This is a genomic window from Nocardia sp. bgisy134 (assembly GCF_965341865.1).
Lineage (GTDB): Bacteria > Actinomycetota > Actinomycetes > Mycobacteriales > Mycobacteriaceae > Nocardia.
In genome coordinates, this window is record NZ_CBDQZP010000005.1 from 285,556 (window position 1) to 301,321 (window position 15,766).

Sequence of the window (15,766 nt, forward strand, 5' to 3'; positions counted from 1 at the left end):
CGGGCTGGCGAGCGAAGCGGCAAGGGCGCAGGGCAGGATAGGGGGCGGTCGAGACACCGCATCCGGACAAGGAGCTCATTGTGGGACAGGTCAGCGCCAGCAGTTCGATCACCGTCGCCGCGGATCCGAAGCGCGCGCTCGACGCCATCGCGGACTACGTGACGGTGCGTCCGCGCATCCTCTCTCCGCACTACCGCGACTACAAGGTCGTCGAGGGCGGCAAGGGCGCGGGCACCGTGGCCGAATGGACTTTGCAGGCCACCGAAAAGCGCTCGCGCAATGTGCACGCCGTCGTTTCGGTGTCGGATTCCATTGTCACCGAGCGCGACTCGAACTCCACCATGGTGAACACCTGGACCGTGACGCCGGAGGGCGACGGCGCGCAGGTCACACTGCGCACGACCTGGAAGGGCGCGGGCGGCATCTCGGGCATCTTCGAGGGCATCTTCGCGCCGCTGGGGCTGAAGAAGATCCAGGCCGAGGTACTGGAGAACCTGCGGCGCGAATTGGCTTGAGCTCGAATCCGAATCGAGCGAAGCAGCGGCCGGGTCCTGGAACAGGGCCCGGCCGCTGCGTTCGGCGATCGTCAAGCGGCGCCGATATCGAACAGGTTGCCCTCCGGGTCGGCCAGCGTGGCCCATTGCTGCCCGTACTCGTCGAAATCGGCGACGTGCTTCGCGCCGAGGGCGACCGCGCGCTCGACGTGATCGCGCCAATCCGGCGCTTGCAGGTCCAGGTGCACGACGTTCTTGCCCGGCGTCTTGTCCGGCACCTTGATGAACATCAGCAACGGCGAATGTCCCGATGCCCGTCCGACGGTCGCGAAGAACTCACTGGCCTCCTCGTCGACGCGCTGTTCGAGCAGCTCCGCCCAGAATCCGGCGAGCGCAGCGGCATTCTCGCAATCGAAGGTGACGTTGGCGATGGACAGCGTCATGGTCGTTCTCTCCTGTCTCAGCGTCCGCCGATGGGCCAGCAGACTTCGGTGAGGTATTCGGTGGGGTCGTCGGTGTCGTTCGGGGCCACCAGGTAGAGCTCGCGCACCGGTTCGGGCAGCGCGGTGTCGTGTTCGGCGACATGGCTGCCCAGCGCGCCGTAGGTGCGGTCGAAGTCCTCGAAGGCGCCGCTGTGCACGGCGACGGCGAAGCGGCGCGCGGGAAGTTCGAGCACCGACAGTCCCTCGGGCGGTTCGATGGCCTCGCGCGTCGTGATCGGCACGAACGCGACCACCTCGCCGGCGTCGTCTTCGAAGAAGTCCATCGCGTAGGTCGCGCCGCCGACCCCTGCGGGGGCCACGCCCGCGGCCGCCAAGGTCTCGTAGAGCAGCGTGAACGAGCGACTGCACCAGGAATCGATCCCGTCGCGCTCGACGAAGTCGGTGACGGCCAGCGCCGGAAACGCCGGAATCGAGCGGTAGCTCACCGAGATCGGCGCGGGCTCGGTCAGCAGCGAACGCAGCGAGGTCACCACCGCGCGCGTCCGCTGGAGTTCCGCCTCCATGCGCTCCAGATGCGCACGCAGCGCGCTGTCGCGGGCGGTGATGTCCGGCGCGGCGAGTACGGCCTTGATCTCGGGCAGCGGCATGTCCAAGCGGCGCAGCCGCCGGATCAGATGGGCCTGCGCCACCTGCTCGGTGGAGTAGCGCCGGTAACCGGAGCCCGGGTCGACCGACACCGGTTCGAGTAGCTCGATGTCGTGGTAGTGGCGCAGCGTCTTCACGCTCAGGTAGGTCAGCCTGGCGAACTCACCGATCGAGACGGTCGCGGTCATGCGCTCAGCGAACACCCTCCAGTGAGGGGAGAGTCAAGCGACCCGTTCAGGCAAGCGCGAAAGTCAGCAGCAGGGTGGTCTGGAGCGCGCCGCGCCACCACGAGTAGCCGAGCCACACGCCGGGGGTCACCTCGCGGATCTCGTCATAGAGCGGCGGGGTCGGCGACGGGTCGTAGTCCAGCGCCCACGCCGGGCCGCCGTCCAGGATCGCGGGTGCGCGATACACGTCGGCCCGCCAGCCTTCCGTGCCCGCGCCGGTCAGCCGGTTCAGCAGATAGCCGCCGTCGGGGCCGGTGTAGAAGGTCTTCCCGATCCACAGGCTCGGCGTGATGCCTTGAACGTAGGCGGGCCTGACCACCCAGCCGTCCTTGACGCCGATCGGCACCGCACCGGCCGGCGAGTCGTGGAAGATCGCGTCCTGCTGCTCGGCCGAGCAACGGAGGCGCAGCGAATCCAGGGTGGCCGCCTTGTCCTCGGGATACAGCACGCAGCCGCCGCCGTAGTCGGAGGCCGCGGGGGTCACCTCGGGATCTGCCGACGCGGCCGGAGCTGGGAACAAGGTCGGAAAGAGGGCCGAAACCGCGATGGCGCCCACGAGAAGTACGCGGTTTGTGCTCATTGCTGTCTCCAGAATTCACGAACCGGTATCCGACCCACCTCCAGGCTAGGCGGGTCGGGGCTGGCTGTCTCGGCATACGGGGGAGGACTAGTCTGAACCGTGACAATCTCCCCCAGAGAGGACGAGCCGTGCAGCCTGAGGGTCAGTTCGACATGCAGCAACTACTCGCCCAAGCGCAGCAGATGCAGCAGGCGGTGATGCAGGCTCAGGCCGAGATCGCGGCTTCCGAGGTGGAGGGACAGGCCGGCGGGGGTCTGGTCCAGGTGCGGATCAAGGCGACGGGCGAGGTGGTGTCGCTGACCATCGACCCGAAGGTGGTCGACCCCGATGACGTCGAGGGCCTGCAGGATCTGGTGATCGGCGCGGTCAACGACGCGATGAGCAACGCGCAGCGGCTGGCGGCCGAGCGCCTCGGACCGCTCTCCGGCGGCGGTTCGCTGCCCGGTTTGCCGGATTTCTGATCGAGGACGGGACGGTTGTACGAGGGTCCGGTACAGGATCTGATCGACGAGCTGGGCAAGCTGCCCGGCGTCGGTCCGAAGAGCGCGCAGCGCATCGCGTTTCACCTGCTCCAGGTGGAGCCGCCGGAGATCGACCGGTTGCAGGCCGCGCTCCAGAAGGTGCGCGACGGCGTGCAGTTCTGCGTGGTGTGCGGCACCGTCTCCGACGGCGAACTGTGCCGCATCTGCGCCGACCCTCGCCGCGACCGCACCATGATCTGCGTGGTCGAAGAGCCCAAGGATGTGCAGGCGATCGAGCGCACCCGTGAATTCCGTGGCCGCTACCACGTGCTCGGCGGAGCGCTCGACCCGCTCAGCGGTGTCGGGCCCGACCAGCTGCGCATTCGGGAGCTGTTGGGGCGCATCGGCAATCAACAGGACGGCGTGGACGTCAGCGAGGTGATCATCGCGACCGACCCGAACACCGAGGGCGAGGCGACGGCCACCTACCTGGTGCGGATGCTGCGCGATTTCCCCGGTCTCGCGGTGACCCGGCTCGCCTCCGGTCTGCCCATGGGCGGCGATCTGGAATTCGCCGACGAATTGACCCTGGGCCGAGCCCTTTCCGGCAGGCGCGCGTTGTAAGTTCCCGGGACTTCGTCCGGCTGCGCGGATTACAGTGCGGGGGATGAGCATCGAGTTCTTGCTGACGACGCTCGTCATCGTCGCCACCCCGGGCACCGGCGTCCTCTTCACTCTCGCGGCTGGACTGTCCCGCGGTGTGCGCGCCAGCGTCGTCGCGGCCTTCGGCTGCACCCTCGGCATCATCCCGCACATGATCGCGGCGGTGACCGGTCTCGCGGCGCTGTTGAACGCCAGTGCCGTCGCCTTCCAGACGCTGAAGTACCTCGGTGTCGCCTACCTGCTGTACATGGCGTGGAACACGGTGCGGGACAAGGGCGCGCTCGCCATCCCCGATACCGGGACCGGCCGCGCCGCGCCGCGCGCACGCCAGGTGATCACCTCGGCGGTGCTGCTCAACATCCTGAATCCGAAGCTGACGATCTTCTTCTTCGCGTTCCTGCCGCAGTTCGTGCCCGCGGGCGCGCCGAACGCGCTGGCCCGCATGCTCGAGCTGAGCGGCATCTTCATGCTGGCCACCTTCGTGGTGTTCGTGGCCTACGGCGCGTGCGCGGCGGCGGTGCGCAGGTATGTCATCGCGCGGCCGATGGTGGTGACGTGGATGCGGCGGGTGTTCGGTGCGTCGTTCGTCGCGCTCGCGGGGCGGCTGGCCGTGCAGAACCAGTAGCGGTCAGAACTCCACGCGGGTCCACTGGACGCGCGCGAATGCGTCCCGCTCGCCGGTGGTCCACGCCCAGATCAGGTCCGCGACCGTGGCGGGGTCCTCGACGGTGGCGCCGTAGTGCCGATCGGGTCCGCCGTCGCGGTATTCGACCGTGTATTCGCCGGGCTTGCCGCGATAGGTCTGGATGTAGTCGTGGTCGGACCGCTCGACGATCAGATACGGGTTGGGCGCCGCGAGCTCCGGAACCCACTGCCGCACAAGCGTTTCGGTGAGATAAGGGAACGTGCCCGCGCCGCCGTGGGTGACGGAGACCGGCACGTGCTCCGCCGGGTCGATCACCCAGGCGAGCTGCGGGTCGTAGATCGCGTAGCCCCGCGGCGTCGCGATGTCGAAGAGCAGCTCGCGCACGTAGCCGATCGCGTCGTACGGGCACGCCACGTGCAGCACGGCGCCGTTCGCCGCCCCGCCCACCGACTCCTCGCTGAGGAAGCTGTCCTCCTCCGGCAGCTCCAGATTCCGCTCGTTGATCTCCGCCGCCATCTCCGCGACCACCGCGGCCTCGGCCACCCCCTGCTGCCCGACCAGATACGCCTCCACCTCGGTCGGGTTCGCAGCAACACCGGACGGCAACAACACGTGGTCGTAGTTCACCCGGCCAGCGTACGGGGAGCTACCGTGCCTTCTTCGGGCACCGGGTCAGGCGCGGCGGCGGGTCGGGGTTTCGGTCGCGCAGGCGCAGCCGCCTGCGATGTCGCCGCAGCCGACGACGAAGGTATGGCGAGTATGGCAGTAGGAGAGGCAGCCGGCGTCGGTGCATTCGGGGCCGCGGCCCGCGTGGACGATCAGGGTGCCGTGGCAGTGGTCTACCGCGGATTCGCAGGATGGGCATGTCACGCGCATGGGACCTCCTGACGAGATCAATTGGTTATTCGGTCTTAGCACTCGCCTCGGGCCGATGGTGGGAGGCGGGACGGGCGTGTCGGCGGACTGCACGGCGCAAGATCGTGTGCTGAAGGCGTTGCGCGCCAAGCGCGAGAGTCCCAAAAGGCCGCGCAATCGCGTCGCAATCGTCGTGTCGAGGGGGGTGGACACGCCGCGACTCGGGTCGATCGCGCGGATTCACGTGCGAAGATGGCAGCACAGTCGACCGACTTCGACGTGCCAGGCAGGCAATTCACGTCGCGCCCGCACCGTCTGGGGACCGGTCGGCGACCGGTGCGGTGCGGATCGGACGCGCGTGCGTCACGGCCGGACGCGCGACGTCTGACAGCGGAGGTGAGGTCGGCATGGTCGCCGATGCGGTGCCCCCGGCGGCGACGGCCGCCGACGTGCGGGAACAGATCGCCGAGCAGTTCGCGCGGTATCGGGCCGAGGGTGGGCACAGCGGCGCTTACGACGAATGCGGCAGGCCCACCGGCGGTTACTACGACGAACTGGTCGACGCCGAAGGCACGGTGCGGCCGATGTGGTCGGAGCTCTCGGCCGACTTCGTGGAGATCGGCATCGCGGGGCTCGGCAGGCTGGACACCAGGGTGCGCAGGCTGATCGAGGACGACGGCATCACCTACACCGAGGTAGTGCGGGCGGGCGAGGCCGCGATTCCGACGCCGTGGCGGCTCGACCCGATTCCGCTGCTGGTCTCCGCCGACGACTGGACCCGCCTGGAGGCCGGTCTGGTGCAGCGCTCCCGGGTATTGGACGAAGTGCTCACCGATGTCTACGGTTCGCGCCGCACCATCACCTCGGGGCTGCTGCCACCGGAGGTCGTGTTCGGCAACACGGGCTATGTGCGCGCCGCGCACGGCATCACGATTCCCGGACGGCATCAGCTGTTCCTGCACGCCTGCGACATCAGCCGGTGGAGCGACGGCGAGTTCCGCGCCATCGCCGACTGGGCGCAGGCGCCGTCGGGGGCCGGTTACGCGCTGGCCGACCGGCGCGTGGTCTCGACCGCGATCCCGGAGGCGTTCGAGCATTCGAGCCCGCGCCCGCTCACGCCGTTCGCCAGGGCGATGCGGCTGCTGCTGATCGAGGCCGCGCCGGTGGCCGACGACGATCCGGTGGTGGTGGTGCTGAGCCCGGGCGTGCAGTCCGAAACCGCCTTCGATCAGGCGTATCTCGCGTCGACGCTGGGTTTCCCGCTGGTCGAGAGCGCCGACCTGGTGGTGCGCGACGGCGCGCTGTGGATGCGCTCGCTCGGCACGTTGCGGCGGGTGGACGTGGTGCTGCGGCGGGTGGACGCGGAATTCTCCGATCCGCTGGACCTGCGCCCGGATTCGCATCTCGGGGTGGTCGGGCTGGTCGAGGTGCTGCGCCGCGGCGCGGTGACCGTGGTGAACACGCTGGGCAGCGGATTGCTGGAAAACCCTGCGCTGGCGGCGTTTCTGCCGCGGATCTCCCGCGCGCTGCTCGGCGAGGACCTGCTGCTGGACAGCGCGCCCACGTATTGGGGCGGCGACCCGAGCGAGCGTTCGCATCTGCTCGCCAATCTGGAGAAGCTGATCATCCGGTCGACGGTGGACGGCGCCACGCTGTTCGGGCCGGATCTCACAGCCACCATGCGCGAGGAGTTGCGTCGGCGCATCGAGGCGGACGGCTGGCGCTGGGTCGGCCAGGAACCGGCCCAGTTCTCGGTGGCCCCGGCCGTGCAGGGTTACGGCGGTCTGGCGGCGTCGCCGGTGGGCATGCGGCTCTTCTCGATGGCTCGTCGCGGCGGGTACACCGCGATGGCGGGCGGCCTCGGTCAGCTGCGCCAGCGCACCCAGCCGGACCGGGTGGTGATCAAGATCGCGGCCAAGGACGTCTGGGTCCGCGCCGCGCCCGCCGCGACGACGGCCGTCAGCGCCGAACCCCCGCACGAGGCGCGCGAGCGGCGAACCGCGCCCGTCGTCGAGGCGATCAGCTCGCCCCGCGTGCTCAACGATCTGTTCTGGATGGGCCGCTACGGCGAGCGCGCCGAGGCGGCGGTGCGCCTGCTCATGGCCACCCACGACCGCTACCAGGACTTCCGCTACCGGCCATGGATGGAGGGCGCGGAGGCGGTGACCGTGCTGATGTCGGCGCTGGCCGTGACCACCGGCACGACTGCACCCGACGCTGTCGTCCACGACGTGCGTCCGCCGCATGCCGCCGACGCCGAGTCACCCGGTGCGGCAACGGGTTTCCCCGTCGAGGGGCCCCCGGCGGAAGGTGCCGAGCACGGCAACGGCTGGGTGGCCGCGGTGGCGGGTGCGTCCCGCGAGGGGCACGACTATCTCGAATCGTTGACCATCGACCGTGAACTGCCCGGATCGCTGGCGTTCGCGATCGATCGGTACGGCTCGTCGGCGCGCGCCGTGCGCGACCAGCTCTCGCACGACACCTGGATGATTCTGAGCTCGGTGGACCGGGCGCTCGCCGAATACCGGGGCAGCGGCGGCGATCAGGAGACGGCGCTCTCCGCGGTGCATTCGCAGACCCTCGCCGCGGTGCTCTCACTCTCCGGCATCTGGTCCGAGTCCGTGGTGCGCGACATCGGCTGGTATGTCACGGATATCGGCAAACGCGTCGAGCGCGGACTCGCCGTGACGGCGCTGCTGTCCGCGGCCTTGACCGAGACCTACCCCGCGGAGGCGCAGCGGGTGGTCACCGAGGCGGTGTTGCAGGCCGCCGAGTCCTCGGTGAGTTACCGTCGGCGGCACCGGGATTCGGTCCGGGTCTCGGCGGTCGCCGGACTGCTGCTGTTCGACAGGGGCAACCCGCGGTCGCTGGCCTATCAGCTGGAACGGCTCGAGGTGGATTTCGCCGCCCTGCCCGGCGCCTCGGGATCCTCACGGCCGCAGCGGTTGCTCGCCGACGCCCAGCGCATGCTGCGTCGCCTGGACCCGGACGAGCTGGAGTTCACCGACGAGAACGGGAGGCGCACCGAATTGGCCGACCTGCTCGAAGGCGTGCACCTGCGGCTGCGCAAGATCGCGGAATCCTTCGAGACGACGAAACTCTCGCTGCCGGTGGGTATTCAGCCGCTGTGGGGCACCACCCGGGTGGTCGGATGATCGGCGGCGACGGTGCGGCCCGGCGGTATCGGGTGGCGCATCGCACCACGTACTCCTACTCCGAGCAAGTCACCAGCTCCTATGGGCGGGCCTATCTCACGCCGCGCGAGTTCCCCGGGCAGCGGCTGCTCGCGCACGACGTGCACATCGATCCGGTGCCGTCGGACCGGTCCATCGGCACCGACGTGTACGGCAACACCACCTGCTACTTCCACGTCACGGCCGAACACCGGGAGCTGGTCGTCGGCGCCGAGTCCATTGTCGAGGTCGACCCGCCCGCCGAGCCTGTGGACGGCCCGGCGCTGCTGCCCTGGGAGTCCGCCCGCCCCGGCCACGGGAACGGTCCGCTGGCCGTGGAATTCACCCTGGACCTGCATCCGCCGGAGATCACCGACGAGGTCACCGCGTACGCCGCGCAATCGCTCACACCCGGCCGTCCGCTGCTCGCCGCGGTGACCGAGCTGACCACCCGCATCCACCGCGACTTCACCTACCGCTCCGGCTCGACGAACGTCTCCACCAGGGTCATCGACGTGTTCGCCGCGCGCACCGGCGTCTGCCAGGATTTCGCCAGGATCGGTGCGGCCTGCCTGCGGTCGCACGGACTGGCCGCGCGGTACGTGTCCGGCTATCTGGCCACCGACCCGCCGCCCGGAAAGGCGCGCATGGTCGGCGCGGATGCCACGCACGCCTGGGCGGCGGTGTGGATACCGGGGGATGGCCAGGCCGACCGCGCGGGTCGCTGGATCGGCTTCGACCCCACCAACGATCAGCTCGCCGACGAGCGCTACGTCGTCGCCGCGTGGGGTCGCGACTACGCGGATGTGCCGCCGTTGCGCGGCATCATCTACACCGAGGCCAAGGAAAGCACGATCACCGTGTCGGTGGACGTCGCTCCCGTCGAGGTGTGAACGCGCTGCGCGACTCCGCTTGCCAGTATTGCGGCCACCATGCACGCCGCCTATCTGTTTCGATGGCACGAAGCGCCATCGTGGACTAACCCCTTGGCTAAGGAGGAGTCATGTCGGGTAATGCCGCAGAGCAGTTCAACATCCATGAGGCAAAGACGCATCTTTCGCGCATCCTCGAACGTGTCGAGCACGGCGAGGAGATCGTGATCAGCCGGGCGGGCCACCCGATCGCCAAGGTGGTTCCCCTCATTCGCCGGGTGGACCGCACCGGGCGTGGTTCCTTGCGTGGCCAGCTGGTCTTGAGCGCTGACTGGGACTCCGAGGAGACCAGCGCGGCGATCGGCGACGACTTCGGGCTTGCGCCATGAGTCTGCTGCTGGACACGCACGTCGTACTGTGGTGGCTGAACGACGATCCGCAGCTTGCCAGTGACCTGAAGGACCGGCTCGATCACGACCCGGACGTCTACCTGAGTGCGGTGACGGTCTGGGAGGTCGCCATCAAGCAGGCCCTCGGCGAACTCGCCGGACCCGACGAACTCCCGGAACGCATCCGCGCCAGCGGATTCGTCGAACTGCCCATAGGCCACGACCACGCCATGGCCGCTGGGCGTCTGCCACTCATTCACCGCGACCCGTTCGACAGGATGTTGGTCGCTCAGGCTCGATGCGAGAACCTGACGCTCGTCACCGCGGATCCTTACTGCCAGAAGTACGACGTGCCGATTCTGGCGGTGTAGCTCAGGCGCGGAGGCGTTCGCGGCGGAGCTGGTCGACCTCGGGGAGGTTCAGCGGCTCGAGCGCGTCGACGCCGAGGGCTCGGGTGAGCAGGAGGTCGGCCAGTTCGGGGTTGCGGGCGAGGGCGGGGCCGTGCATGTAGGTGCCGATCACCGAGCCCTGGACCACGCCCTCGAGACCGTCGCCGACTCCGTTGCCGACGCCGCGGGTGACGCGCGCCAATCCGGTCGCCGCGGGGCCGAGTTTCGTTCCGCCGCGATGATTTTCGAAGCCGGTGAGCGGCGCTTTCAGACCCGTGAGCATGGGGCTGGTCGTCACCTCGCCGATGGCGCGCTTGGCTTGCGGTGAGGTGGTCACGTCGATGAGGCCGACGCCGTCGACGCGCTCGCCCGACGAGGTCTCGTACCAGTTGCCGAGCACCTGGATGGCGGCGCAGATGGCCAGTACCGGAGCGCCTTTCGCGGCCGCCTCCTGCAAGCCCGGGTAGCGCTGCAAATGACGGGTGGCCAGCCGCTGCGCCGAATCCTCCGCGCCGCCCAGGGTGTAGATGTCCAGCGAGTTCGGAACCGGTTCGGGCAGCTTGATTTCCACGATCTCGGCGTCGTAACCGCGCATGCGCAGCCGCTGGCGCAGCACGAGCGCGTTGCCGCCGTCGCCGTAGGTGCCCATCACATCGGGCAGCACCAGGCCGATCCGTACCGTCGAGTCACCCATGATTCTCCAAGTCGCGGTTGAGGTCGCGGAACGCGGTGTAGTTGGCGAGCACCTCGACTCGTCCTGGCGGACAGGAAGCGATGGCGCGCACCGGATCCGGCACGGTGGTGTGCTCGACGCCCGCATAGGTGAGCCGCACGGCGAGGTCGGTGGCGCGCTCGCCCGAGGCGACCACCTGCACGCCCTCGAAGTGCTCGAAACGCACGTCCCACAGCCAGGACAGGTCCTCGCCGTCGGGCACCTGCCCGTTCACCGCGATCACCAGCCCGGCCGCGGTCGGCTCGATCATCGACAGCGCTTCCTGCCAGCCCGCGGGGTTCTTGGCGAGCAGCAGTCGCGCGGCGTGCTCGCCGACCTGCACGGTGCGGTAGCGCCCGGCGATCTCGCGCACCGTCCCGGCGGCCGCGACGGCCTTGGCCGCTTCCGAGCCGAGCGCGACCGCGGCGGCCACCGCCTGCGCGGCGTTGCCCCGGTTGGCCCGGCCGGGCAGCGCCAGCTCGAGCACGTGGCGTTCGCCGTCGGGGCCGACGAGATCGTTCCCGTCGAGCCACCAATCCGGTTGCGGTCGTTCGAAATCCGTGCCCGTGCTGCGCCAGTGCGTGCCCTCCCACACGATCGGCTCACCGGAGCGCGGACAGCTCGTCGCGTCCATCGCCCAGCCGCTGCCCGCGGCGACCCACACCACGTTCGGGTGGTCGTAGGCGATCGAGGTGACCAGCACGTCGTCGCAGTTCGCGATCACCACGGTGTCGGGGTGGCGGGCGAGCCCGGCGCGCAGCTTGCGCTCGATCATGTTGATCTCGCCGACCCGGTCCAGCTGGTCGCGGCTGAGGTTCAGCAACACCACGGCGGCCGGGTTCAGCGAATCGCTGACGTGCGGCAGATGCAGTTCGTCCACCTCGATGGCGGCCAGCGGCACACCCTGGTGCGTGCTCAGCGCGGCGACGATCCCCGCGTCCATGTTGGCGCCGTCGGCCTGTGTGGCGACCTGGCCGAGGGTGCTCAGCGCGGCGGTGGTCATCCGCGTCGTCGTCGACTTGCCGTTGGTGCCGGTCACCAGCACCGTGCGCCTGCCGCGTCCGAGCTGATCCATGATCGTCGGATCGATCTTCAACGCGATCAGGCCGCCGATCATCGAACCCTTGCCGCGTCCCGCCTTCTGCGAGGCCCACGACGCTGCCGCCGCGGCCCGCAGGGCGATCCGCCCACGCATCGATATCTTCGCCACGCCGAGAGTCTATGTGCGAGGTGCGGGCGGTGCTTCGACAGCGTCGGCGGGGGTGCGCGCTGTCACGTCGGGCGGTGTTCGCGCGCGGTCGGTGGGGCGGTGCGTGCGCGTAGTGCACCGCCATTTTCGATGTCACACACTTTTCGAGCGCCCCACATAGTCGGTGCCTGTGTGAAGCGTCCACGGCGTATGTGCGAAAAGTCAGGGGGTGGGGCTGTTGGGGGTGGTGGTGTTGGTGGGGCGAGGTAGACCGCGTGGGGGAGCCCGCTGGCCCGGATCAGTCCCGGTACAACTTGGTCGCGTAATTCTCCGGCGAGTAGTACCGCTCCAACTCCTCGACCGTCTCCGTGACATCCGCCTGCACCTCTTTGACCAGGCACGCGGCGCTGGGCAACGTGTCGGCGGCCCACTCCTTCGGCTCCCACAGGTGGCTGCGGATGAACGCCTTGGCGCAGTGGAAGAAGATCTGGTCGACGGCGACCTCGACGGCGAGGATCGGGCGGTGGCCCTTGACCACCATGTCGTCGAAGTACGCGGCGTCGCGAACCAGCCGGGCGCGGCCGTTGATGCGCAGGGTTTCGCGGCGGCCCGGGATCAGGAACAGCAGGCCGACGTGCGGGTTGGACAGGATGTTGAGGTAGCCGTCGGCTCTGCGGTTGCCGGGGCGCTCCGGGATGGCGATGGTGTGGTCGTCGAGCACCTTCACGAAACCCGCCGGGTCGCCCTTGGGCGAGGCGTCGCAGTTGCCGTCGGCGTCGCCGGTGCTCATCACCAGGAAAGGGGAGTTGGCGATCCACTCGCGGTCGCGGGGGTGCAGCGCGACGCGCTCCTTGGTCGCCGCGCGCGGCATCACCGCGCCGAGCAGTGCGCGCAGGTCGGCGGGGTCGGTGATCTCCGTGGTCTCGCCCATCTTTCGATTGAAGCACCGCCGCCGGGGCGTGGGCGACGGAATATCGAACCACGGCAGGGAGATCCGTCACAGCCGCCGAAGCCCACCGGCAGGCTCGCGCGGGATGCCGTCAGAACTGCACGTCGAACAGGTTCGGCTGGCCGGCCGCGTACCGGTCGGCGTCCATGCGCCGCAACGGTTCCAGGTCCGTGGCCCGGTACAGCGTGTACATCCGGCACCGCGGCGCGTCCGAGCCCGCCACGTCGAGTAGCGCGTTCACCGCGGCGCGCGCCGATTCGTTGGCGCCCTCCATGGTGGCCAGGTCGACGTTGGTGCGCACGTAATCGCCTGCGAGGAACAGGTTTTCCAGGTCGCCGTGCGGTTCGGGGCGGTAGTCCCACGATCCGGCGGTGTTGATCAGCAGCGGGTCGGCGTTGGTGTTGCGGCGCTGGTCGGACTGCCAGACGATCGCGGGGTCGAGGAACCAGGAGTGCAGATCGGCGTCGCGCAGCTCTTCGCCGCGGTCGTTGAGATGGGCCTGCAACTGCGCCCACACCTCGCGCGCGATCTCCTCGTGCGTGCACTCTTTGGCGGGTTTGCCGTACAGGATGCCGGGGGTGTTCCAGTCGGAGATGTCGACCGAGAGGCAGTCCTGCACGGTGCCGTCGCCGAATTCGGCGAGCTTGCGCGTCCACAGCTGGTTCTGGCTGATCGAGGTGAGCGACCACGGCGCGTCGATGTAGGCGGTGTGGCCCTTGGATATCTCGGCCGGTCTGCGCAGGTAGAACTGCATGCCGGTCATCCAGTCCACGAACAGCCCGTCCATCGCGGCCAGCTCGGGGCGCACCGCGAGCACGTCCGGCGACCACAGCGCGCGGGCCTGCTCGGCGGCCAGCGCCACCACGAAGTAATCGGCCTCGACGGTGCGGCTGCCGCCGGCGTCGACGATGCGAGCGCCAGAGATGCGCCGATCGCGTACTTCCAGCCCGCGTACCTCCGCACCCACCGCGAACTCGACGCCGAGCTCGCGCAGCAACGCCGTCCACGGCTCGATCCACGCTGAATTGGTCGGTCCGTTCAGCACCCGGTCCAGCGCGCCGTCGTTGCCGATCTCGAACGGATTGCCGAGGAACTGCTCGCCCATGTTGCCGATGGTGCGCACACTGGCGAGGTTGTCCTTGGCGGCGACCATGATGCTGGTCAGCGTGCGCGAGATCAGCGCGCGGAATTCGTGGGAACGGTCGTGGGCGCCGACGAAATCGCGCCAGGCCATCCGCTCCCACTGGCCGAAACGGCGTGCGTCGCAACTGGTGTTGAACACCAGCAGCCGGTTGGCGAAGAAAAGTCCTTCGGCGGGGGTCATTTTCAGCGCGGTCGCGATGGCCGCGCCGACGGTCTCGCGGAAGTCCTCCGGACTGGGACTGACAGGTTTGGCGCGGAAGCCGAGCGGAACACGGAAGTCGTCACCGCCGCGGCGGGACATGCGCGCCTCGGGCATTCCGATCAGGTTGTTCCACACGCCATCGGCGTTGCCCGCGACTGGAATCCGGCGCATGGTGTCCGGAATGTGTTGGTAGAAGCCGGGAAAGAAGCGGAAGCCGTGTTCGCCGGGTAGATCGGGACGTCCGCCGGATCCGGTGGCTGGCACCGGGATGCTGCGCGCCTTGCCGCCGAGCGCGCGTCTCTCGTAGACGGTGACCTGGAATCCGCGTTCGGCCAGCTCATGTGCCGCGGTGAGGCCCGCGACCCCGCCGCCGAGCACCGCCACGCGCCTGCCGTTCGGAGCGCCCGAGGCGGGCGCGGGTCTCAGCCCACCGGCCGACAGCGCTCCCGCCGTCGAAACCCCCATTGCCACCGTGCCGCGAAGCATCGTTCTTCGCGAGACGGCCCATCGCTTTTCTGCCATGCGCGACTCTGCTGCCTAGCTTTCGGACCCTACCTTCACCGCCGGACTCACTGTAAAGCGCCTGCTCGGGACCATCCCACCCGCCCCTGCCGCCGCCGGTCGCGGCCGGTATCGAATCTCGCCGCGTGGAGTACAGCGCCCCGAGAGTACCGCCGCCCGCGCGCGGTGCGAGCTACTTCCCGAAACTCGCAATTCGCAGACTCGCACTCGGGCGAACCCCACTCGGGCGGCCCCTCAGCGCAACGCCGGTTCGGCGACCCGATCCGGCGCGACCGCCTTCCCGGCCTTCGGCGCGCCGCCGCCGGTGGTGGCGACGAACGCGCCCGCGATCACGATCGCACCGCCGATCAACTGCCAGGCGGTGGGCGTCTCGTCCAGTAATGCCCAGGCCGCGGCGATTCCGACGACCGGGACCAGCAGCGACAACGGCGCGACTGCACCCGCGGGGTAGCGGCTCATCAGGAATGTCCACAGCCCCGAACCCGCGACAGTGCCCAGCGCGACGATGTACGCCAAGCCGATCAGGGCGGGCCACCCGGTCGGCGACGCGATGTCGGCCAGCGCCCGCCACCCTGTCGCGGGTCCCTCGGTGAGCGCGGACAGGGCGAACAGCGGCAGCGGCGGCACCACCGTCATCCACAGCGTCAGGTGCAGTGGGTTGACGCCGCCCTCGGCCGCGGCCAACCGGGAGCCGATATTGCCGAAGGCCCAGCCCAGTCCGCCCGCCAGGGTCAGCAGCAGCGGCAGCAGCGGAGCGACGTGCATGCGGTCGGCGCCGATCACCACGATCCCGGCCACCGCGACGAACAAGCCGCTCAGCTGGATCGGACGCAACCGCTCGCCGAGCAGCAGCGCGCCGAGCACCACCGTGAACGGTGCGGAGGATTGCAGCACCAGCGAAGCGAGCCCGGTCGGCATGCCCGCGCGCATGGCGGTGAACAGGAACGCGAACTGCAGCACGCCGAAACCCGTCCCGTACAACAGCAACCAGCGCGGCGGCACGTTCGGGCGCGGCACGAACATCAGTACCGGCACCGCGAGCACCGCGAAGCGCAGGGCCGCGAAGAACAGTGGCGGGAAGTGGTCGAGGCCGACCCGGATGGCGATGAAGTTCAGGCCCCAGAGCAGGACGACGGTGAGGCCGAACAGGCGGTCGCGGTTGGTCACGCACACCATGGTCGAGCCCGAAAAGCATCAGCACAATCGAATAAA

18 protein-coding genes are annotated in these 15,766 nt (G+C 69.3%); 8 read left to right on the forward strand and 10 right to left on the reverse strand.

Going from position 1 to position 15,766, the window contains the following annotated elements; translation table 11 throughout:
• Nucleotides 1–80 precede the first annotated feature (80 nt).
• The gene (locus ACRWNM_RS12115; protein WP_431966635.1) at nt 81–515 is read left to right on the forward strand and encodes an SRPBCC family protein; all 435 of its coding nucleotides are present in this window, start codon (nt 81–83) and stop codon (nt 513–515) included.
• 71 nt (nt 516–586) lie between these two features.
• Here the strand turns inward: ACRWNM_RS12115 and ACRWNM_RS12120 are convergent, their stop codons facing one another.
• The 3 genes from ACRWNM_RS12120 to ACRWNM_RS12130 are packed head-to-tail and all read right to left on the reverse strand — an operon-like array spanning nt 587 to nt 2,389.
• The gene (locus ACRWNM_RS12120; protein ID WP_431966637.1) at nt 587–937 is read right to left on the reverse strand and encodes a VOC family protein; all 351 of its coding nucleotides are present in this window, start codon (nt 935–937) and stop codon (nt 587–589) included.
• A 17-nt stretch (nt 938–954) separates the two neighbouring features.
• Nucleotides 955–1,770 carry a MerR family transcriptional regulator gene (locus tag ACRWNM_RS12125; RefSeq protein WP_431966639.1) on the reverse strand — a complete coding sequence of 272 codons (816 nt, stop codon included), beginning with the start codon at nt 1,768–1,770 and terminating at the stop codon, nt 955–957.
• A 46-nt stretch (nt 1,771–1,816) separates the two neighbouring features.
• A complete protein-coding gene (locus tag ACRWNM_RS12130) occupies nt 1,817–2,389 on the reverse strand; it encodes a hypothetical protein (RefSeq protein ID WP_431966641.1) in 573 nt (190 codons plus the stop codon).
• A 128-nt stretch (nt 2,390–2,517) separates the two neighbouring features.
• Here ACRWNM_RS12130 and ACRWNM_RS12135 point away from each other — a divergent pair, with 128 nt between their 5' ends.
• The 3 genes from ACRWNM_RS12135 to ACRWNM_RS12145 are packed head-to-tail and all read left to right on the forward strand — an operon-like array spanning nt 2,518 to nt 4,138.
• Nucleotides 2,518–2,850 (forward strand): YbaB/EbfC family nucleoid-associated protein, encoded by a 333-nt coding sequence (locus tag ACRWNM_RS12135; RefSeq protein ID WP_431966643.1) that lies wholly within the window; start codon nt 2,518–2,520, stop codon nt 2,848–2,850.
• 15 nt (nt 2,851–2,865) lie between these two features.
• Nucleotides 2,866–3,474, forward strand: coding sequence for a recombination mediator RecR (gene recR, locus ACRWNM_RS12140; RefSeq protein WP_431966645.1), 609 nt, complete (start codon nt 2,866–2,868; stop codon nt 3,472–3,474).
• 43 nt (nt 3,475–3,517) lie between these two features.
• Nucleotides 3,518–4,138 carry a LysE family translocator gene (locus ACRWNM_RS12145; RefSeq protein ID WP_431966647.1) on the forward strand — a complete coding sequence of 207 codons (621 nt, stop codon included), beginning with the start codon at nt 3,518–3,520 and terminating at the stop codon, nt 4,136–4,138.
• A 3-nt stretch (nt 4,139–4,141) separates the two neighbouring features.
• Here ACRWNM_RS12145 and ACRWNM_RS12150 read toward each other — a convergent pair whose 3' ends face one another.
• Both ACRWNM_RS12150 and ACRWNM_RS12155 read right to left on the reverse strand, forming a co-directional pair.
• The gene (locus tag ACRWNM_RS12150; RefSeq protein WP_431966649.1) at nt 4,142–4,786 is read right to left on the reverse strand and encodes a hypothetical protein; all 645 of its coding nucleotides are present in this window, start codon (nt 4,784–4,786) and stop codon (nt 4,142–4,144) included.
• Between the two features lie 45 nt (nt 4,787–4,831).
• A complete protein-coding gene (locus tag ACRWNM_RS12155) occupies nt 4,832–5,035 on the reverse strand; it encodes a hypothetical protein (protein WP_431966651.1) in 204 nt (67 codons plus the stop codon).
• 386 nt (nt 5,036–5,421) lie between these two features.
• On the opposite strand from ACRWNM_RS12155, the gene ACRWNM_RS12160 reads away from it, so the two are divergent.
• The 4 genes from ACRWNM_RS12160 (at nt 5,422) to ACRWNM_RS12175 (ending at nt 9,819) form a co-directional block, all read left to right on the forward strand.
• Complete coding sequence (locus tag ACRWNM_RS12160) at nt 5,422–8,169, forward strand: circularly permuted type 2 ATP-grasp protein (protein ID WP_431966653.1); 2,748 nt, start codon at nt 5,422–5,424, stop codon at nt 8,167–8,169.
• Nucleotides 8,166–9,080: a transglutaminase family protein gene (locus ACRWNM_RS12165; protein WP_431966655.1), complete on the forward strand. Its 915-nt coding sequence runs from the start codon at nt 8,166–8,168 to the stop codon at nt 9,078–9,080. Before ACRWNM_RS12160 ends, ACRWNM_RS12165 begins: the two co-directional genes overlap by 4 nt.
• Nucleotides 9,081–9,190: 110 nt before the next feature.
• Nucleotides 9,191–9,448, forward strand: coding sequence for a type II toxin-antitoxin system Phd/YefM family antitoxin (locus ACRWNM_RS12170; RefSeq protein WP_431966658.1), 258 nt, complete (start codon nt 9,191–9,193; stop codon nt 9,446–9,448).
• Nucleotides 9,445–9,819, forward strand: coding sequence for a type II toxin-antitoxin system VapC family toxin (locus ACRWNM_RS12175; RefSeq protein WP_431966660.1), 375 nt, complete (start codon nt 9,445–9,447; stop codon nt 9,817–9,819). Before ACRWNM_RS12170 ends, ACRWNM_RS12175 begins: the two co-directional genes overlap by 4 nt.
• A gap of 1 nt (nt 9,820) precedes the next feature.
• On the opposite strand, the gene ACRWNM_RS12180 is transcribed toward ACRWNM_RS12175, so the two are convergent.
• The 5 genes from ACRWNM_RS12180 to ACRWNM_RS12200 all read right to left on the reverse strand — a co-directional run bounded on the left by ACRWNM_RS12180 (nt 9,821) and on the right by ACRWNM_RS12200 (nt 15,721).
• Nucleotides 9,821–10,531 (reverse strand): type 1 glutamine amidotransferase, encoded by a 711-nt coding sequence (locus tag ACRWNM_RS12180; RefSeq protein ID WP_431966662.1) that lies wholly within the window; start codon nt 10,529–10,531, stop codon nt 9,821–9,823.
• Entirely contained in the window at nt 10,524–11,744 is a 1,221-nt protein-coding gene (locus tag ACRWNM_RS12185; protein ID WP_431966799.1) for a MurT ligase domain-containing protein, read from the reverse strand. The genes ACRWNM_RS12180 and ACRWNM_RS12185 overlap by 8 nt, the downstream gene beginning before the upstream one ends.
• 292 nt (nt 11,745–12,036) lie before the next feature.
• Nucleotides 12,037–12,669: a pyridoxamine 5'-phosphate oxidase family protein gene (locus ACRWNM_RS12190; RefSeq protein WP_431966664.1), complete on the reverse strand. Its 633-nt coding sequence runs from the start codon at nt 12,667–12,669 to the stop codon at nt 12,037–12,039.
• A gap of 109 nt (nt 12,670–12,778) precedes the next feature.
• Nucleotides 12,779–14,497 (reverse strand): hydroxysqualene dehydroxylase, encoded by a 1,719-nt coding sequence (locus ACRWNM_RS12195; RefSeq protein ID WP_431966666.1) that lies wholly within the window; start codon nt 14,495–14,497, stop codon nt 12,779–12,781.
• A gap of 291 nt (nt 14,498–14,788) precedes the next feature.
• Nucleotides 14,789–15,721 (reverse strand): EamA family transporter, encoded by a 933-nt coding sequence (locus ACRWNM_RS12200; RefSeq protein ID WP_431966668.1) that lies wholly within the window; start codon nt 15,719–15,721, stop codon nt 14,789–14,791.
• Nucleotides 15,722–15,766: the final 45 nt, after the last annotated feature.

What these genes read in the sequence shown, in the direction of transcription:
- ACRWNM_RS12125 (WP_431966639.1), bottom strand. Translation starts at nt 1,770, where the DNA reads ATGACCGCGACCGTCTCGATCGGTGAGTTCGCCAGGCTGACCTACCTG.
- ACRWNM_RS12145 (WP_431966647.1), top strand. Translation starts at nt 3,518, where the DNA reads ATGAGCATCGAGTTCTTGCTGACGACGCTCGTCATCGTCGCCACCCCG.
- ACRWNM_RS12130 (WP_431966641.1), bottom strand. Translation starts at nt 2,389, where the DNA reads ATGAGCACAAACCGCGTACTTCTCGTGGGCGCCATCGCGGTTTCGGCC.
- ACRWNM_RS12120 (WP_431966637.1), bottom strand. Translation starts at nt 937, where the DNA reads ATGACGCTGTCCATCGCCAACGTCACCTTCGATTGCGAGAATGCCGCT.
- ACRWNM_RS12190 (WP_431966664.1), bottom strand. Translation starts at nt 12,669, where the DNA reads ATGGGCGAGACCACGGAGATCACCGACCCCGCCGACCTGCGCGCACTG.
- ACRWNM_RS12180 (WP_431966662.1), bottom strand. Translation starts at nt 10,531, where the DNA reads ATGGGTGACTCGACGGTACGGATCGGCCTGGTGCTGCCCGATGTGATG.
- ACRWNM_RS12170 (WP_431966658.1), top strand. Translation starts at nt 9,191, where the DNA reads ATGTCGGGTAATGCCGCAGAGCAGTTCAACATCCATGAGGCAAAGACG.
- ACRWNM_RS12175 (WP_431966660.1), top strand. Translation starts at nt 9,445, where the DNA reads ATGAGTCTGCTGCTGGACACGCACGTCGTACTGTGGTGGCTGAACGAC.
- ACRWNM_RS12165 (WP_431966655.1), top strand. Translation starts at nt 8,166, where the DNA reads ATGATCGGCGGCGACGGTGCGGCCCGGCGGTATCGGGTGGCGCATCGC.
- ACRWNM_RS12195 (WP_431966666.1), bottom strand. Translation starts at nt 14,497, where the DNA reads ATGGGGGTTTCGACGGCGGGAGCGCTGTCGGCCGGTGGGCTGAGACCC.
- ACRWNM_RS12160 (WP_431966653.1), top strand. Translation starts at nt 5,422, where the DNA reads ATGGTCGCCGATGCGGTGCCCCCGGCGGCGACGGCCGCCGACGTGCGG.
- ACRWNM_RS12185 (WP_431966799.1), bottom strand. Translation starts at nt 11,744, where the DNA reads ATGCGTGGGCGGATCGCCCTGCGGGCCGCGGCGGCAGCGTCGTGGGCC.
- ACRWNM_RS12155 (WP_431966651.1), bottom strand. Translation starts at nt 5,035, where the DNA reads ATGCGCGTGACATGCCCATCCTGCGAATCCGCGGTAGACCACTGCCAC.